Origin of the sequence: Halomonas sp. (assembly GCF_014859505.1) — a bacterium.
Taxonomy (GTDB): domain Bacteria; phylum Pseudomonadota; class Gammaproteobacteria; order Pseudomonadales; family Halomonadaceae; genus Halomonas.
In genome coordinates this window covers 1-16,209 of the sequence record NZ_JACUUD010000028.1, presented here as the reverse complement: position 1 = coordinate 16,209, position 16,209 = coordinate 1, and the positions used below count along the sequence as shown (strand labels likewise).

The window sequence follows — 16,209 nt, the reverse complement described above, 5'->3', positions numbered from 1 at the left end:
GCCATGAGCCGGCACCACAACATTGCAACTCAACCCACGAGGTGTGAACCATGACCATGAAACTGCTGGGTACCGCCCTTCTCTCCTCCGCCGTGGCCCTCGGCGCCGCCGGCATGGCCCAGGCCGATGATTTCCCGAGCAAGCCGCTGACCCTGGTGGTCGGCTGGGGCGCCGGCGGCAGCACCGACATCCAGGCCCGTGTGCTGGCGGACATCATGACCGAGGAGCTCGGCCAGCCGGTCAACGTGGTCAACCAGCCCGGCGCCGGCGGCGGTGTGGCCCTGGCCCGCCTGGCCAACAGCCGCGACGAGGGCTACACCTTCGTGTTCGGCACCTCGATGACCATCACCTTCGGCCCGCTCTCCGCCGAGACCACCTACGATCTGGACGACTTCCGCTTCGTGGCCGGCGTGACCCTGGGCCAGTCGGCCATCGTCACCGGGGAGGGCCGACCCTTCGGCGACAGCTGGGAAGACCTGGTGGCCTACGCCCAGGAAAACCCGGGCACCAGCTACGCCACCCAGACGGCGCTGGATCGCATGATCATCGAGTACATCGCCCAGCAGGAGGGGCTGGAGCTGCGCATCGTGCCCACCTCCGGCGGTGCCGGCATGGCCCCGCTGATCCTCTCCGGCGACGTCGACTTCGCCTACAGCGGTGGCACCCACTCCGGCTATGCCGAGACCGGCGAGATGCCAGTGCTGCTGAGCCTGGCCGAGGATCGCCTGGTGGCCTTCCCCGACGCCCCGACCCTGCCGGAGGCCGGCTACGACATCAACGCCGCCGAGATCCGCGTCGGGATGGTGCCCAAGGACACCCCGGACGCCCACGTGGAGCGCCTGGCCGAGGCCCTCAAGGCGGCCACCGAAGACCCCCGCTTCATCGAGATCACCGAGGAGCGTATCCTGATGCCGGTGACCTGGATGCCCGAGGAGGAGGTCACCCAGCTGCTCAGCGACCAGATCGAAGGCTACAAGGCGCTGATCGAGGAACTGGGCGGCCTGCCCGGCCAGGAGTAAGCCGTTATTCCGGCCCGGGGCATCCGGGCCCGGTGACACGCGACGGGCGCCCCCTGGGCGCTCGTCGCGCGTTGACAGCCCATCGAAAGCGCGAATCCGCTATTACCTGACCGGGGGAGCCTGTACAATGCGCGCCCTACATTCCCTGCCCCGCGCCTAGGGTACGTAATACAACGTGTACATAGGTGCGTACATATCAGTGAGACACACCTCATGAGCACGACCGCCAGTCATATCGACGTCAGTAACCTGCGCAACATCGCCATCATCGCCCACGTCGACCACGGCAAGACCACCCTGGTCGACAAGCTTCTCAGCCAGTCCGGCACCCTGGACCGCAAGGCCGAGGGGCAGGAGCGCGTCATGGACTCCAGTGACCAGGAGAAGGAACGCGGCATCACCATCCTGGCCAAGAACACCGCCATCCGCTGGGTGTCTCCCGAAGGCCAGGACTACCGCATCAACATCGTGGACACCCCCGGACACGCCGACTTCGGTGGCGAGGTCGAGCGCGTCATGTCCATGGTGGACTGCGTGCTGCTGCTGGTGGATGCGGTCGACGGCCCCATGCCCCAGACCCGCTTCGTCACCCAGAAGGCCTTCTCCCAGGGCCTCAAGCCCATCGTGGTGGTCAACAAGATCGATCGCCCCGGCGCGCGCCCCGACTGGGTCATCGACCAGATCTTCGACCTGTTCGACAACCTCGGCGCCACCGATGATCAGCTCGACTTCCCGATCATCTACTGCTCGGCCCTCAACGGCATTGCCGGCATGGATCCCGAGGAGATGGCCGAGGACATGACCCCCATGTTCCAGGCCATCGTCGATATCGTCGAGCCGCCCGAGGTCGAGGCCAACGGCCCCTTCCAGATGCAGATCTCCGCGCTGGACTACAACAGCTACGTGGGCGTCATCGGCCTGGGCCGCATCAAGCGCGGCTCGGTGAAGCCCAACCAGCAGATCACCGTGATCGGCACCGACGGCGCCACCCGCAAGGGCAAGGTCGGCCAGGTGATGACCCACCTGGGCCTGGAGCGCGTGCAGACCGACGAGGCCACCGCCGGCGACATCGTCTGCATCACGGGCATCGATCCGCTCTCCATCTCCGATACCCTGTGTGATCCGGCCGCCGTCGAGGCGCTGCCGCCGCTGTCGGTGGATGAACCCACTGTCTCCATGTCCTTCCAGGTCAATGATTCTCCGTTTGCGGGCAAGGACGGCAAGTTCGTCACCAGCCGCAACATCAAGGATCGCCTGGAGCAGGAGCTGATCCACAACGTGGCACTGCGCGTCGAGCCGGGCGAGACCCCCGAGAAGTTCAAGGTCTCCGGGCGCGGCGAACTGCATCTCTCGGTGCTGATCGAGACCATGCGTCGCGAGGGCTTCGAACTGGCCGTGGGCCGCCCCGAGGTGATCATCCGTGAGATCGACGGCGAGAAGCAGGAGCCCTACGAGGAAGTGATCATCGACTGCGAGGAGCAGCACCAGGGCGCCATCATGGAGGAGCTCGGCTACCGCAAGGGCGAGCTCTCCAACATGAATCCCGACGGCAAGGGCCGCGTGCGCCTGGACTTCATCATCCCGGCACGTGGCCTGATCGGCTTTCGCGGCCAGTTCCTGACCCTGACCTCCGGCACCGGCATCCTCACCAGCCGCTTCGACCACTACGGCCCGCTCAAGCCCGATGCCTCCATCGAGCGTCGCAACGGCGTGCTGGTGTCGATGGTAGACGGCAAGGCCCTGGCCTATGCGCTCTACGCCCTGCAGGAGCGCGGCAAGCTGATCATCGATCACGCTACCGAAGTCTACGAGGGCATGCTGATCGGCATCAGCAACCGTGCCAATGACATGGTGGTCAACCCGACCAAGGGCAAGAAGCTCGACAACATGCGCTCCACGGGCAACGACGAGAACATCGTCCTGACCCCGCCGGTGAGGTTCAGCCTGGAACAGGCCATCGAGTTTCTGGACTCCGATGAACTGGTCGAGGTGACACCCCACCACATCCGGCTGCGCAAGAAGCTGCTCAAGGAAAACGAGCGCAAGCGCGCCAGCAAGAAGTAAAGCGCCGGCCTCGGCCGCCACGACGCCCGCCCGGGACTTCCCCGCGGCGGGCGTCATCGTTCTGGACACCGGGATCTTCTATGCTGTTAGTCTGGCAGCCCCGATCTGCCGCCCAGACTGGAGAACCGACATGCACAAGCACGTGGAATGGGACGACCCCGGCGCCGACAGCGTGATGCGCCACTTCGAGAAGGACCCCACGGGCCACTCGGCCCCCGGCACCGGCGATATCCTTTCGGCGCGCTATCAGGGCGCCGTGGTGCGGGTGAAGGTGGCGGCCTACGTGGAGGGCACCAGCATCGGCGAGGTGGCAGCGATCATTGCCGTCAACAACGGTCGGCGACTGAAGTCCCACGGCAAGCTCGCCCTCGGCGACACCGTGCGCCTGCCCGACGAGGCCCGCGCCCTGGAGCCACGCATCGGCCAGGCAAGGGAGGACGATGAGGAAGACGACGAAGGCACTAGTCGATAGCAGCATTATCGGCGAACTTAACGCCTGCTAAACGCTGCGCGGCTGGCTCCTGACCGCGTTTTGCCGCAAAGTTGCGGCACGGGCCCGCTGGGCCTCCCGATTCGCGTTCTGGAGCCTTCATGAGCACGCACAACGTCTGGACCCACAAGGGGACCTTCCTGCTGGCCGCCGTCGGCTCGGCAGTGGGCCTCGGCAACCTCTGGCGCTTTCCCTACCTCACCGGGGAAAACGGCGGCGGCGCCTTCATCCTGGTCTACGCCCTGACCATCTTCGCCGTGGGCATCCCGATCCTGATCGCCGAGACCATGCTCGGCCGCAACAGCCGCCGCAGTCCGATCATGGGCATGCGCTTTCTCACCCGCACCCACAACACCTCCCGGGCCTGGGAATCCATCGGCTGGCTGGGCGCCGCCTCGGCCTTCCTGATCCTCAGCTTCTACTCGGTGATCGCCGGCTGGGCGATCCACTACACCTGGCAGATGCTCACCGGCTCGCTGGCCGGTGCCGATGCCGCCACCATCGGCGCCGGCTTCGACGCCCTGCTCGCCTCGCCGGCCCTGCTGACCCTCTACCACACCCTGTTCATCATCGCCTCGGGGCTGATCGTCGGCATGGGCATCCACAAGGGCATCGAGAGCGGGCTGCGCATCATCATGCCGGCGCTGTTCGTCATCCTGCTGGTGGTGCTGGCCTACGGCGTGGCCAACGGGGACTTCGCCGCCGCGGCCAGCTTCCTGTTCACCTTCAACCTGGCCGACCTCAGCCTGGAGGGCTGGCTGGCCGCCATGGGCCAGTCGTTCTTCACCCTGAGCCTCGGCATGGGCGCGATCATGGCCTACGGCGCCTACATGTCCAGCGAGACCTCCCTGACCCGCACCGCACTGGCCATCGCCGTCGTCGACACCGCCGTGGCCATGGTGGCGGGCCTGGCGATCTTCTCGCTGGTGTTCGGCGCCGGCCTGGATGCCGGCCAGGGTCCGGGGCTGATGTTCGTGACCCTGCCGCTGGCCTTCGCCGAGATGCCCTTTGGCGCACTGGTTGGCGGCGTCTTCTTCATCCTGGTGTTGGGTGCGGCGATCAGCTCCTCCATCTCGCTGATCGAGCCGGTGGCCGCCTTCCTGGTCGAGCGCTTCGACCTCACCCGACCCCAGGCGGTGTTTGCCATGGTGGTGGCCAGCTGGGCGCTGGGCCTGCTCACCGTGGTCAGCTTCAACGTCTACGCCGAGGGCACCATCTTCCACACGCTCTTCGGGCGCAGCGCCTTCGACTTCATCGAGCTCCTGACCAACATCTTCATGCCGCTCGGGGGCCTGTTGATCGCGCTCTTCGCCGGCTGGGCGCTGACCCACAGCGAGGTGATGAAGGAGATGCGCACCAACGAGACCTGGTTCGCCATCTGGCGCTTCCTGGTGCGCTTCGTCGCCCCGGCGGCGGTGGCCTTCGTCTTCCTGCGCGCCATTCCCCAGGTGGAGGGCTACCTGATCCCCGCCATCGGTGCTCTGGTGATCGTCGGGGCCTTCGCCGCCGGCCGCACCTTCCTGGCGGACGACAGCCAGGAGCAGTGACGTTGCAGCCGCCGCCCCTACCCGGGGCGGCGGCCTTGCTGACGTCATCACGAAAAACAGTAACAAGAACAGCAACAAGAACCACGGACACTTCTATGGCACCCATGATCGACGTGCGGCACGTCCACAAGGCCTTCGGCGGCCTTCGGGTCATCAACGACTGCTCGCTGTCGGTGGAGAAGGGCTCCATCACCGGGCTGATCGGCCCCAACGGCGCCGGCAAGTCGACCCTCTTCAACATCATCGCCGGCGCCCTGCCGCTGGACAGCGGCCAGGTGCTGCTCGACGGCGAGGAGATCACCAACCGCCCCGCCAACGAGCTGTTCCACAAGGGGCTCTTGCGCACCTTCCAGATCGCCCATGAGTTCTCCCAGATGACCGCCCTGGAGAACCTGATGATGGTGCCCCCCGACCAGGCGGGCGAAGGGCTCTTCAACGCCTGGCTCAAGCCGGGCCTGGTGCGGGCCCAGGAGGAGGAAGTGCGCCGCCGCGCGCTGGAGGTGATCGACTTCATCGGCCTGCGCCACGTGCGCAACGAGCTGGCCGGCAACCTCTCCGGCGGCCAGAAGAAGCTGCTGGAGCTCGGCCGCACCATGATGACCGACGCCCGGGTGGTGCTGCTCGACGAGATCGCCGCCGGGGTCAACCGTACCCTGCTCGGCGACCTGGTGGAGAACATCGAGCGGCTCAACCGCGAGCTGGGCTACACCTTCCTGGTCATCGAGCATGACATGGAGATGATCGCCCGGCTCTGCGACCCGGTGATCGTGCTGGCCCAGGGGAGCGTGATGGTGGAGGGCACCATCGCCGAGATCCAGAGCAATCCCGAGGTCATCGAAGCCTACTTCGGAGCGTCCCACGATGCCACTCCTTGATGCGCGCGACGTTTACGGCGGCTACGGCGGCATGAACATCCTCAACGGGGTGAACATGGCCATCGAGGCCGACGAGATCGGCGTCATCGTCGGCCCCAACGGCGCCGGCAAGTCCACCATGCTCAAGGCCGTGTTCGGCCTGCTCACCGTCACCCAGGGCGAGATCCTGCTGCGCGGCGAGCCGATCCACAACCTGCCCCCCAACAAGCTGGTGCAGCAGGGCATGGGCTTCGTTCCCCAGGAGAAGAACGTCTTCCCGAGCCTCACGGTGAAGGAGAACCTGGAGATGGGCGCCTTCCTCAAGCCCCACAACGTCAAGCGCATGCTCAAGCGGATCTACGACTTCTTTCCGCCGCTGTATGACAAGCGCCACCAGCCCGCCGGCGAGCTCTCCGGCGGCCAGCGCCAGATGGTGGCCATGGGGCGGGCGCTGATGGCCGAGCCCAGCCTGCTGCTGCTCGACGAACCCACCGCGGGCCTCTCGCCCCTCTACATGAACGAGATCTTCACCCAGGTGAAGCAGATCAACGCCGCCGGCGTCGGCATCCTGATGGTGGAGCAGAACGCCAAGCAGGCGCTGGCCATCGCCGACAAGGGCTTCGTGCTGGCCGCCGGCCAGAACCGCTTCACCGATACCGGCGCCGCCCTGCTGGCAGACCCGGAAGTGGCCAGGAGCTTCCTGGGCGGCTGAGCCCCGGAGCAGGGAGAACCAACCTCGTGAACGAAATTGTCTTCTTCATCAACAACGTGGTGATCGCCGGCAGCGTGACCGGCTCGATCTACGCCATCGGCGCCATCGGCGTGACGCTGATCTTCAGCATCATGCGCTTCGCCCACTTCGCCCACGCCGACATGATGACCTTCGGCGCCTTCATGGTGCTGCTGCTCACCGCGGTGTTTCCTGGCGTGGGGGCGGTCGTGGGGCTGCCCACGCCGGTGGTGATGCTGCCGGCGGCCATGGTGCTCACCGCGCTGCTCGCCGTGGGCATCGACAAGGCCTTCTACAAGCCGCTGCGCGCCCACGGGGTCAAGCCCATCGTCATGGTGATCGGCTCGCTGGGGGTGACCCTGATGCTGCAGGGGCTGATCCGCCTGTTCGCCGGCACCAGCGGTCAGAGCCTCTACATGGCCGGCGAGCGCAAGGAGATCTTCCGCCTCGCCCTGCCCTTCGAGGGGGTTCGGGCGCCGATCGTGATCACCGAGCCGCAGATCATCCTCTTCGTGCTGACCATCGCCTGCGTGGTGGGCCTGCACCTCTTCCTCAGCCGCTCGCGGCTGGGCAAGGCGATGCGTGCCATGTCCGACAACCCCGACCTGGCCCGGGCCTCGGGCATCAACACCAACGCCATCGTGGCGGTGACCTGGGTGATCGCCGGGGGCCTGGCGGCCATCGCCGGCACCCTGCTGGCGCTGGACGTCACCTTCAAGCCCGACCTCAGCTTCTTCCTGCTGCTGCCGATCTTTGCCGCGGCCATCGTCGGCGGCGTGGGCCACCCCTACGGCGCCATCGCCGGCGGCTTCGTGGTGGGCTTCGCCGAGACCCTCGCGGTATTCAACTGGGCGGTGCTGCTGCGACCCGTGGCCCACTACTTCCCCGAGTGGCTGGAGCTGCCGCGCACCCTGGCCTTCGTGGGCACCGAATACAAGATCGTGGTGCCGTTCTTCATCCTGGTGGCCATCCTGGTGTGGCGCCCCACCGGCATCTTCAAGGGCAAGGTGATCTGATGAGCACACAAGACAAGCAGCGCGAGGACCTGGTCGCCACCCCGTCGCGCTTCCCGCTGCGCGAGGTAGTGCTGTTCACCGCCCTGCTGGTGGCCATCCTCGGCATCTACGCCATGATGGGCGCCGCCTACAGCACCCGCATGCTGGTAGAGGCCGCCTGCTACGCCATCCTGGCCCTGGGCCTGACCATCCAGTGGGGCTACGCGGGGCAGTTCAACGCCGGCGTCATGGGCTTCGTGGCCCTGGGCGGCTACTGCGCCATGGCCTTCAGCGTGCCGGTCAACGGCGACTTCTGGGCCAGCGAGCTGCCCGGCGAGCTGGCCCGGGTGCTGCTCTATGGCGTCGCCGCCGCCCTGGTGGTCTTCGGCGCCACCCGGCTCGATCGCCTGGGCGTGCCGAAGACGCTGCGCACGGTGATCGCCGTGGTGCTGGCCGTGGTGCTCTATCTCGTGGTGATCAGCCTGCTGCGCGAGGTGACCGACGAGATCCAGTCCCGGGCCGGCTTCGTCGGCGGCCTGGGGCTGCCCGCCTGGACCGGCTGGATCGTCGGCGGCGCGCTGGCCGGTGCGGTGGGCTACTTCATCGGCCATATCTGCCTGGGGCTGCGCAGCGACTACCTGGCCATCGCCACCCTGGGCATCGCCGAGATCATCAAGGCCTTCCTCAAGAATTCCGACTGGCTGACCCGCGGCACCGCCACCGTGTCGCCGCTGCCCTGGCCCACTCCGGGGCCGGCGGAACTGGGCTTCACCCTCTCCCGGGCCATCTACCTGTCGGTCACGGCGGTCATCATCGCGGTGATCTTCTTCCTGCTGCATCGCGCCTACCACGCTCCCTGGGGTCGCATGATCCGTGCCATCCGCGACAACGAGATCTCCGCCGCCGCCATGGGCAAGGACATCAACCGGCGCCGCCTTGAGATCTTCGTGCTGGGCTGCATCCTGATGGGCATCGGCGGCGGCGTGCTGACCACCTTCAACAGCCTGTTCGACCCGGACGGCTACCTGCCTCTCAATCACACCTTCCTGGTGCTGGTGATGGTGATCCTGGGTGGCCCCGGCAACAACCTGGGCACCCTCTTCGGCGCCGTGACGGTCTACCTCATCTGGATCATGTCCGAACCGCTGGCGCTGGCACTGATGAGCCTGGCGGTGCACCTCGGCGACCTGTGGTTCGCCTGGGAGCCGCCACGCAATATCGAGAGCCGCGCCCTGCAGGCCCGGGTCTTCGTGATCGGCCTCCTGATCACCCTGGTACTGCGCTTCGCGCCCAAGGGACTGCTGCCCGAGAAGGTCAAGCACCACGGGTAGGGGGCAAAGCGTGATCTCAGTTGAGGCTGAAAACTTAGTGTGGGAGCTGGGCTATGCCCGGCGAATGGAGACCGAAGGGCTCCTAGGCGGCATGCGCTAACGCCAGCAACGCCGCCGAGGCGCCTGCGGCGCCATTCGCCCGGCGGAGCCGATCTCCCACCAGTTGCCTCAAGCGTCGTGAGGTTGGAGGAGTCTCGCGAGGTTGTGAGAGTCAAACATACAGGCCCCGGCGGGAAACCGCCGGGGCCTATTGGGTCAGAGCGCTCTGGTCAGCTCAGCGCGGTGCGCTTAGGGCTCGACGAAGCCCTTGCTGACGAAGCTGCCGCCCTCGACCACCATCTCGACCACCACGCCCGGCACGTCGCCGTTCTCGTCGAACTCGTGGGTGCCGGAGGCGCCCTCGTAGTTGATCTCGGTGCCGGCGGCGATCAGCTCCACGGCCTTCTCCCACTCGCCGGGCAGGATGATCTCGCCCGGAGCGCTTGCGACACTACGCAGCGCCGCCGAGAGGCCCTCGCGCTCGGCGCTGCCGTTCTGCTCGATGGCCAGCGCCACCAGGAAGGCGGCATCGTAGGCCTGGGCGGCGAACACGGCGCTCGGGTCGATGCCGGCGGCCTCGGCGGCCTCGATGAAGATATCGGTGCCCGGCAGGTCGGGGCTGCCCGGGCGGGTGGCGATCATGCCCTCCAGCACATCGGCGCCGATCGCCTCCACCAGACTGTCGCCCACCATGCCGTCGGCGCCGACGTACTGGGTGAAGGTGCCGGCCTCGTAGGCCTGGCGCAGCACCGTCTGGCCGGAGGTGTCGGCATAGGCCAGCACCACCAGGGTGTCGGCGCCGCTGGCGGAGAGCGAGCCCAGCTCCGAGCGGTAGTCGGCACGGTTGTCCTCGTGGGCCAGGTTCTCGGCCACGGTGCCGCCGCCCGCCTCGAAGGCCTCGCCGAAGGCCTCCGACAGGCCGCGGCCGTAGTCGTTGTTGACGTAGGTCACGGCCACAAAGTCGATGCCCTTGTCGAGCACCAGCTTGGCCAGCATCTCGCCCTGGAAGGCATCGGAGGGCACGGTGCGGAACACCAGGTCGTTGTCGTCCAGCTCGCTCACCGCCGGCGCCGTGGAGGCCGGCGAGACCATCACCACGCCGCCGGGAATGCCGGCGTTGTTGGCGGCCGCGATGGTCGCCCCGGTGCACAGGGCGCCGACGATGGCGGTGACGTTCTCGGTATTGACCATGCGGTCCGCCGCGTTGGAGGCCGCCGAGGCGTCGCCGCAGGTGGTGTCACCGCTGGGCATCACCAGGGTCTGGCCCCCCAGAATGCCGCCCTGGTCGTTGACCTGCTGCACCGCCAGCTGGGCACCGTCGAAGATCGACGGCGTCAGGCTCTCGATGCCCCCGGTGAAACCGCCAAGGAAACCGACCTTCACCTCGGCCTGGGCCGCGCCGGCCAGGCCGAGGGCAGAGGCCGCGATGGCCATCGACAGGATACTTTTCTTCATGTTGTTGTCCCGTTGGTTGCGCAATATAAGGGGGTGAGTCCCGACCTCAATCTGGAACGCCACGCGGGAAATCACAAGCCGTTCCTGCCAACGCTGGTCACCCCGGTGGTCAACTCCCGGAGCCAGCGGCAGAGCATGCCATCGTGCCTATACTGAAAGGTCCCCGACCCTCTCCCAGCCACTGGAGCACTCCGATGCGCCTACAACCACTCGCCCTCCCCCTGACCGTCGCCCTGGCGCTCGCCGCCGGCAGCGCCCACGCCTTCACTGTCTTCGGCAGCGATGCCTACCGGGAGCGCGCCGATGAGAGGTCCTGGGCGGCCCTCCTCGAGCTGCTGGAAGAGGCGCTCTAGGCATGCAGCAGCAGATCCTCTCGCTCACCGCGCTCTCCGGCAGCCGCCGCGAGGTCGGCCAGGCCCACGGACGGGCCCATGCCCCGCTGATCCAGCGCAGCCTGGAGGTCTATGACCGGCTCTTTCACGACTTCGTCGGCATCCGCTGGGTGCGGGCACGGGTCGAGGCCGAGCGCTTCGGGCGCATGATCGAGCGCGGTTTTCCCGAGATCCTCGAGGAGATGGACGCCATCGCCGAGGGGGCCGGGGTCGACTTCGCCGACATCCTTACCCTCAACTGCCGCAGCGAGATCTCGCTGACCCGCGCCAGCGGCGGCTGCTCCGCCTTCGCCCTGCAGCGCGGGGGCACCCAGTGGCTGGCCCAGAACTGGGACTGGCGCACCGACCAGCTGCACAACGTGGTGGTGCTGAAGATCCATGGCCGGGACGCCGCCCCCCTGGTCAGCGTCGGCGAGGCGGGCATGGTGGCCAAGATCGGCATGAACGCCCATGGCATCGGCGTCTGCCTCAACGCCATCCGCTCGCAGACCTGCGGCGAGGGGCTGCCGATCCACGTGGCGCTGCGCAAGATCCTCGAGAGCCCCGATATGGCAGGCGCCCTGGCGGTGGCCAGCCAGGACCGGGTCTGCTCCCCTGCCCACTTCCTGGTGGCCAGCGCCGAGGGAGAGGCCGTCGGGCTCGAGGTGCACCCCGGCGAGCCGGGCCGGCTCGGGGCCGAGGGCGGCGTGGTCACCCATACCAACCACCTCTATGCGCCGGACGCCACCGCCCAGGTGGAGGACTTCCCGCGCCCCGACTCACGACCGCGCCTGGCACGCCTGGATGCCCTGCTGCGCCAGGAACTGGCCGCACAGGCACCCGTCGACGAGAAGGCGCTGTTCGCGATCCTCAGCGACCACGACGGCGAGCCGCTCTCCCTCTGCCGCCACTTCAACCCCGCCCAGCCCGCCGAGGAGCGCATGGAGACCCTGTTCGGGGTGGTGATGAACCTCAGCCAGCGGCGCCTCGCCCTGCGCCACGGCAAGCCCTGCGAGAGCGAGGAGACGCTGGTGGTGACCCTGTAAGAAGGCGATTCCCCCGGCACGGTCGCCGGGGGAATCGCAAGGTCCCGCGGGTCAACGCAAGGAGGCCCGGGACAGGCTATGATGGGGGCTGAATTTGCTGCATCGCAGTAACCACCCCTGGAGCCGCCCATGGATGCCCCCCAAGACGACCGCTTCATCGAGAATCGCACCTTCGACGAGATCCAGATAGGCGACGAGGCGCACCTCGAGAAGCGCCTGACCCTGGATGACATCAAGCTGTTCGCCATCATGTCCGGCGACGTCAATCCCTCCCATGTGGACGACGACTTCGCGCGCAGCACCCGCTTTCAGGAGGTCATCGCCCACGGCATGTGGGGCGGCGCGCTGATCTCCACGGTGCTGGGCACCCAGCTGCCCGGCCCCGGCACCCTCTACCTGGGCCAGACGCTGAACTTCCGGGCACCGGTCGCCCTGGGCGACGTGCTCAGGGTCAGCGTGCGCGTCACCGCCAAGGACGACGCCCACTCGCAGCTGACCCTGGACTGCCGCTGCGAGAACCAGCGGGGCAAGGTGGTGATCGAGGGCGAGGCCCGGGTGCTCGCCCCCAAGGAGAAGATCCGCCGCCGCCGCGCCGTGCTGCCCACGGTGCGCCTGGCCGAGCGCGGCCGCCTGCACGAGATCCTCTCCGCCGCCGACCACCCGCCCGCCATTCCCGTGGCGGTGGTGCACCCGGTGGATGATGTCTCCCTGACCGGCGCCGTGGCCGCCGCCCACCAGGGGCTGATCATCCCCCTGCTGGTAGGCCCGGAGGCGAAGATACGCGCCGCGGCAGATGCCGCCCGGCTTGATATCAGCGAGTTCGAACTGATCGACGTGCCCCACAGCCACGCCGCCGCGGAGCGCGCCGTGGCGCTGGTGCGGGAGGGGCGCGCCGAGGCCCTCATGAAGGGGGCCCTGCACACCGACGAGCTGATGCACGAGGTGCTCAAGCGCGACGGCGGCCTGCGCACCGAGCGCTGCATCAGCCACGTGATGGCCTTCGACGTGCCGACCTACCCGCGGCCGCTGTTCATCACCGACGCCGCCATCAATATCTCCCCCGGCCTGGACCAGAAGCGCGACATCATCTGCAACGCCATCGAGCTGGCCCACGCCCTGGGCAACCACGACCCCAAGGTGGCCATCCTCTCCGCGGTAGAAACGGTCAACCCCCGGATGCCCTCCACCCTGGATGCCGCCGCCCTGTGCAAGATGGCCGACCGCGGCCAGATCAAGGGCGGCACCCTGGACGGCCCGCTGGCCTTCGACAACGCCATCTCGGAGAGCGCCGCACGCACCAAGGGCATCGACTCCCCGGTGGCCGGCCGCGCGGACATCCTGGTGGCCCCGGACCTGGAATCCGCCAACATGCTGATGAAGCAGCTCACCTACCTCGCCGATGCCACCGGCGCCGGCCTGGTGCTGGGCGCCCGGGTCCCCATCATCCTCACCAGCCGCGCCGACGAGGCCATCACCCGCATGGCCTCCTGCGCCCTGGCCCTGCTGGTGGCCGACCACCAGAAGCGCCAGGGGCTGCCCGAGCCGGGAGCCTGAGATGCGCCATATCCTGACCCTCAACAGCGGCTCCTCCAGCCTGAAGTTTGCCCTCTACCCGCTGGCGGGCGCCGCGTCCCTCGACGCCCTGACGCCCCGCTATCGCGGCAAGTTCACCGGGCTCAACGGCGGCGCCCCCGGCTTCACGCTGGCGGATGGCGAGGGCCACCCGGTGGCGGCGACGATGGGCGAGCTGCCCACGCGCCTAGACCTGCCGGGCGCCACTGCACGCCTGCTGAGCTGGCTCGACGAGCTCCCCGACCTGGCACTCGCCGCGGTGGGGCACCGTGTGGTGCACGGCGGCCGCGACTACCACCGTCCGGTGCGGCTCACCCCCGAGATCACCAAGGCGCTCAAGGCGTTCGAGTCGCTGGCACCGCTGCACCAGCCCTTCTGCCTGGCGCCGGTGGCGGCGCTGGCCGAGCGCTACCCCGAGCTGCCCCAGGTGGCCTGCTTCGACACCGCCTTCCACGCCGACCAGCCCGAGGTCGCCCGCTGGTTCGCCCTGCCCCGGGAGATGACCGAGCGCGGGCTGATCCGCTACGGCTTCCACGGCCTCTCCTACGACTACATCAACCAGGTGCTGCCGGCCTGGCTGGGCGATGCCCCCCGCGAGCGGGTGATCGTCGCCCACCTGGGCAACGGCGCCAGCCTGTGCGCCATCAAGAACGGCGTAAGCGTGGCCTCCACCATGGGCTTCACCGCCATCGAGGGGATGCCCATGGGCACCCGCAGCGGCAGCCTCGACCCCGGCCTGGTGCTGCACCTGATCCAGCAGGAGGGCATGAGTGCCGAGGAGGTCACCGAGCTGCTCTACAAGCGCTCCGGCCTGCTCGGCGTGTCCGGCATCAGCGGCGACATGCGTGAGCTGCTCGAAAGCCCCGCGGAGGAGGCACGGGAAGCGGTGGCGCTCTACGCCTACCGCGCCGTGCGCGAGATCGGCAGCCTGGCCGCCGCCCTGGGCGGGCTCGACCAGCTGGTCTTCACCGCCGGCATCGGCGAACGCGCCGCCCCGGTGCGCGAGGCCATCTGCCGGGGCTGCGAGTGGCTCGGCCTTGCGCTCGACCCCGACGCCAACCGCCGCGATGCCCCCCGCATCAGCCGCACCGACAGCCGCGTCGGCGCCTGGGTCATCCCCACCGACGAGGAGCGCATGATCGCCTGGTACAGTGCCCGGCTGCTGAACTAGATCCAGCCCAGGCCTGGTCCGGGTCTTTAACAGGACTAGCCCGCCAGGGCCTCTTCCACCAGGGCCCGCGCCTCGTCGCTCATGGGCAGGCCCAGCGCCAGCTCATGGGCCTTCGGCGACATCTTCTTCCAGGTCATCTGCACGATGCGGATCAGGTGATCGTGGTCGATCTGCTTCGAGAAGTCCGCGAAGTAGTTCTCCAGAAACACCAGGCAGGCGCAGTCCTCCACCGCCTGGGCGCCCGGGTCGCGCCCCAGGCCCTGCTTGCGGATCATCCGCTGCACCGCATCGGCCGCCGCGTCGTCGAAGCCCGCCTCGCGCATCAGCCCGGCGGTGGTCTCCCCGGCGCGCTGGCCCTGGTCGCGACGCCAGGTCAGATAGCCCACCCGCCCTTCCGGATAGTCGCTGCGCGGCACCTGCCAGCGCTGCAGGTGCTGGCCGCGCACCGCCAGGCGCATCAGCTCGTCGGGGCGCTCATGCAGCCGCTCCAGCCAGGCGCTCATGCGCCCCGCGTGCCACAGCTCCCGGGGCACGGATGCCCCCGCCACCTCCACGCTGCGCGGGTCCTGCGCGTGCAGCGCATCCAGAGCGGCCAGGGTCTTCGCATAGGGGGTATCGGACATGCTCGCTCCTTGTGATCGATGGCGGGCCCACTGCCCCACAGCATATCAGCGCACGTCCGCACCGGGGCGAAGCCACGCCATCGGGGAGATACACTGAGCGGAGAACCGACCGGGAGAGGCGCCATGAAATACATCTTCGAGGTGCATATCCGCGACGGCTACCGGGCCGAGGACTACGCCGAGGCCTGGGTGCGCGCCAGCGAGATCATCCAGCGGGCGCCGGGGGCGCAAGGCACCGAGCTGCACCGCAAGATCGATGACCCCACCACCCTGATCGCCATCGCCCACTGGGACAGCAAGGCCAGCCGCGACGCCATGGAGGCCAGGCGCGACCCGATGGTGAAGGCGATCATCAAGAGCGCCGCCCCCAGCTGCGAGATCCGCCTGATCGGCGAGTTCGAGGAGCCCGAGTGGGTGGTGATGCCACCCGGGGAATAGGGGCAGGGAATAGGGGTAGGTCCCTGATTGCCGCCTGCTTGCTGGAAAGCTTCAGGCTACTGGTGGGAGATGGGCTCTGCCCGGCGAATGGAGACCGCAGGGCTCCTTAGGCGGTAATGCAAAAGATATGATCACTATCCCGAAACTATGTGGTATCGGCCCCACTGCTGTGAGGAAAAGCGCCGGTGGCGGACGCCGGTACGGGTCATTAGCTAACCATCCCCGCGCCTGCGGGGACCGGGTGAGGTGCAGTTGTGCAAGCACATTGCCGGCCGGGTCATCCCCGCGCCTGCGGGGACCGGGCGGTGGGCTTCAAGTGGATCAAGGGTATGATCGGGTCATCCCCGCGCCTGCGGGGACCGGTGGCAGAGCGTGGCCAGCGACCAGCAACGCGCCGGGTCATCCCCGCGCCTGCGGGGACCGGGCCAGCTCGAAATCCAGCACCGACTGGCGGGCCGGGTCAT

General features: G+C 68.1%; 15 protein-coding genes. 13 read left to right on the top strand and 2 right to left on the bottom strand.

All coding sequences use genetic code 11. The annotated features are described in order from the left end of the window. Window positions 1-50: 50 nt before the first annotated feature. From IBX53_RS06250 to IBX53_RS06215, 8 genes are all read left to right on the top strand, one after another. The gene (locus IBX53_RS06250; protein ID WP_290906872.1) at window positions 51-1,019 is read left to right on the top strand and encodes a tripartite tricarboxylate transporter substrate binding protein; all 969 of its coding nucleotides are present in this window, start codon (window positions 51-53) and stop codon (window positions 1,017-1,019) included. Between the two features lie 213 nt (window positions 1,020-1,232). Then, window positions 1,233-3,083 carry a translational GTPase TypA gene (typA, locus tag IBX53_RS06245; RefSeq protein WP_290906871.1) on the top strand — a complete coding sequence of 617 codons (1,851 nt, stop codon included), beginning with the start codon at window positions 1,233-1,235 and terminating at the stop codon, window positions 3,081-3,083. A gap of 130 nt (window positions 3,084-3,213) precedes the next feature. Continuing rightward, the gene (locus IBX53_RS06240; protein WP_290906869.1) at window positions 3,214-3,555 is read left to right on the top strand and encodes a hypothetical protein; all 342 of its coding nucleotides are present in this window, start codon (window positions 3,214-3,216) and stop codon (window positions 3,553-3,555) included. Window positions 3,556-3,674: 119 nt separating this feature from the next. Further along, window positions 3,675-5,120 (top strand): sodium-dependent transporter, encoded by a 1,446-nt coding sequence (locus tag IBX53_RS06235; RefSeq protein ID WP_290906867.1) that lies wholly within the window; start codon window positions 3,675-3,677, stop codon window positions 5,118-5,120. A 95-nt stretch (window positions 5,121-5,215) separates the two neighbouring features. Continuing rightward, on the top strand, window positions 5,216-5,995 hold the full coding sequence (locus IBX53_RS06230; RefSeq protein ID WP_290906865.1) for an ABC transporter ATP-binding protein: 780 nt from the start codon (window positions 5,216-5,218) through the stop codon (window positions 5,993-5,995). After that, complete coding sequence (locus IBX53_RS06225; RefSeq protein ID WP_290906863.1) at window positions 5,982-6,686, top strand: ABC transporter ATP-binding protein; 705 nt, start codon at window positions 5,982-5,984, stop codon at window positions 6,684-6,686. The genes IBX53_RS06230 and IBX53_RS06225 overlap by 14 nt, the downstream gene beginning before the upstream one ends. 26 nt (window positions 6,687-6,712) lie before the next feature. Beyond that, complete coding sequence (locus tag IBX53_RS06220; RefSeq protein WP_290906861.1) at window positions 6,713-7,720, top strand: branched-chain amino acid ABC transporter permease; 1,008 nt, start codon at window positions 6,713-6,715, stop codon at window positions 7,718-7,720. After that, window positions 7,720-9,030, top strand: a complete 1,311-nt coding sequence (locus tag IBX53_RS06215) for a branched-chain amino acid ABC transporter permease (RefSeq protein WP_290906860.1) — start codon at window positions 7,720-7,722, stop codon at window positions 9,028-9,030. Before IBX53_RS06220 ends, IBX53_RS06215 begins: the two co-directional genes overlap by 1 nt. A gap of 288 nt (window positions 9,031-9,318) precedes the next feature. Here IBX53_RS06215 and IBX53_RS06210 read toward each other — a convergent pair whose 3' ends face one another. Continuing rightward, window positions 9,319-10,524: an ABC transporter substrate-binding protein gene (locus IBX53_RS06210; protein ID WP_290906858.1), complete on the bottom strand. Its 1,206-nt coding sequence runs from the start codon at window positions 10,522-10,524 to the stop codon at window positions 9,319-9,321. A 194-nt stretch (window positions 10,525-10,718) separates the two neighbouring features. Between IBX53_RS06210 and IBX53_RS06205 the strand changes: the two genes are divergently transcribed. From IBX53_RS06205 to IBX53_RS06190, 4 genes are all read left to right on the top strand, one after another. Then, on the top strand, window positions 10,719-10,877 hold the full coding sequence (locus tag IBX53_RS06205; protein WP_290906857.1) for a dienelactone hydrolase family protein: 159 nt from the start codon (window positions 10,719-10,721) through the stop codon (window positions 10,875-10,877). A 2-nt stretch (window positions 10,878-10,879) separates the two neighbouring features. Beyond that, a complete protein-coding gene (locus IBX53_RS06200; RefSeq protein WP_290906855.1) occupies window positions 10,880-11,941 on the top strand; it encodes a C45 family peptidase in 1,062 nt (353 codons plus the stop codon). Window positions 11,942-12,070: 129 nt separating this feature from the next. Then, a complete protein-coding gene (locus IBX53_RS06195) occupies window positions 12,071-13,495 on the top strand; it encodes a bifunctional enoyl-CoA hydratase/phosphate acetyltransferase (protein ID WP_290906853.1) in 1,425 nt (474 codons plus the stop codon). Window position 13,496: 1 nt separating this feature from the next. After that, window positions 13,497-14,684 (top strand): acetate/propionate family kinase, encoded by a 1,188-nt coding sequence (locus IBX53_RS06190; RefSeq protein WP_290906851.1) that lies wholly within the window; start codon window positions 13,497-13,499, stop codon window positions 14,682-14,684. Between the two features lie 35 nt (window positions 14,685-14,719). On the opposite strand, the gene IBX53_RS06185 is transcribed toward IBX53_RS06190, so the two are convergent. Beyond that, entirely contained in the window at window positions 14,720-15,307 is a 588-nt protein-coding gene (locus IBX53_RS06185; protein WP_290906849.1) for a DUF4202 domain-containing protein, read from the bottom strand. A 123-nt stretch (window positions 15,308-15,430) separates the two neighbouring features. Between IBX53_RS06185 and IBX53_RS06180 the strand changes: the two genes are divergently transcribed. Then, the gene (locus tag IBX53_RS06180) at window positions 15,431-15,745 is read left to right on the top strand and encodes an antibiotic biosynthesis monooxygenase (protein ID WP_290906847.1); all 315 of its coding nucleotides are present in this window, start codon (window positions 15,431-15,433) and stop codon (window positions 15,743-15,745) included. Window positions 15,746-16,209 lie beyond the last annotated feature (464 nt).

Bases quoted from the DNA above. Each gene is read 5' to 3' on its own strand.
- IBX53_RS06250 (WP_290906872.1), top strand. From the start codon at position 51: ATGACCATGAAACTGCTGGGTACCGCCCTTCTCTCCTCCGCCGTGGCC.
- typA (WP_290906871.1), top strand. From the start codon at position 1,233: ATGAGCACGACCGCCAGTCATATCGACGTCAGTAACCTGCGCAACATC.
- IBX53_RS06240 (WP_290906869.1), top strand. From the start codon at position 3,214: ATGCACAAGCACGTGGAATGGGACGACCCCGGCGCCGACAGCGTGATG.
- IBX53_RS06235 (WP_290906867.1), top strand. From the start codon at position 3,675: ATGAGCACGCACAACGTCTGGACCCACAAGGGGACCTTCCTGCTGGCC.
- IBX53_RS06230 (WP_290906865.1), top strand. From the start codon at position 5,216: ATGGCACCCATGATCGACGTGCGGCACGTCCACAAGGCCTTCGGCGGC.
- IBX53_RS06225 (WP_290906863.1), top strand. From the start codon at position 5,982: ATGCCACTCCTTGATGCGCGCGACGTTTACGGCGGCTACGGCGGCATG.
- IBX53_RS06215 (WP_290906860.1), top strand. From the start codon at position 7,720: ATGAGCACACAAGACAAGCAGCGCGAGGACCTGGTCGCCACCCCGTCG.
- IBX53_RS06210 (WP_290906858.1), bottom strand. From the start codon at position 10,524: ATGAAGAAAAGTATCCTGTCGATGGCCATCGCGGCCTCTGCCCTCGGC.
- IBX53_RS06205 (WP_290906857.1), top strand. From the start codon at position 10,719: ATGCGCCTACAACCACTCGCCCTCCCCCTGACCGTCGCCCTGGCGCTC.
- IBX53_RS06200 (WP_290906855.1), top strand. From the start codon at position 10,880: ATGCAGCAGCAGATCCTCTCGCTCACCGCGCTCTCCGGCAGCCGCCGC.
- IBX53_RS06195 (WP_290906853.1), top strand. From the start codon at position 12,071: ATGGATGCCCCCCAAGACGACCGCTTCATCGAGAATCGCACCTTCGAC.
- IBX53_RS06190 (WP_290906851.1), top strand. From the start codon at position 13,497: ATGCGCCATATCCTGACCCTCAACAGCGGCTCCTCCAGCCTGAAGTTT.
- IBX53_RS06185 (WP_290906849.1), bottom strand. From the start codon at position 15,307: ATGTCCGATACCCCCTATGCGAAGACCCTGGCCGCTCTGGATGCGCTG.
- IBX53_RS06180 (WP_290906847.1), top strand. From the start codon at position 15,431: ATGAAATACATCTTCGAGGTGCATATCCGCGACGGCTACCGGGCCGAG.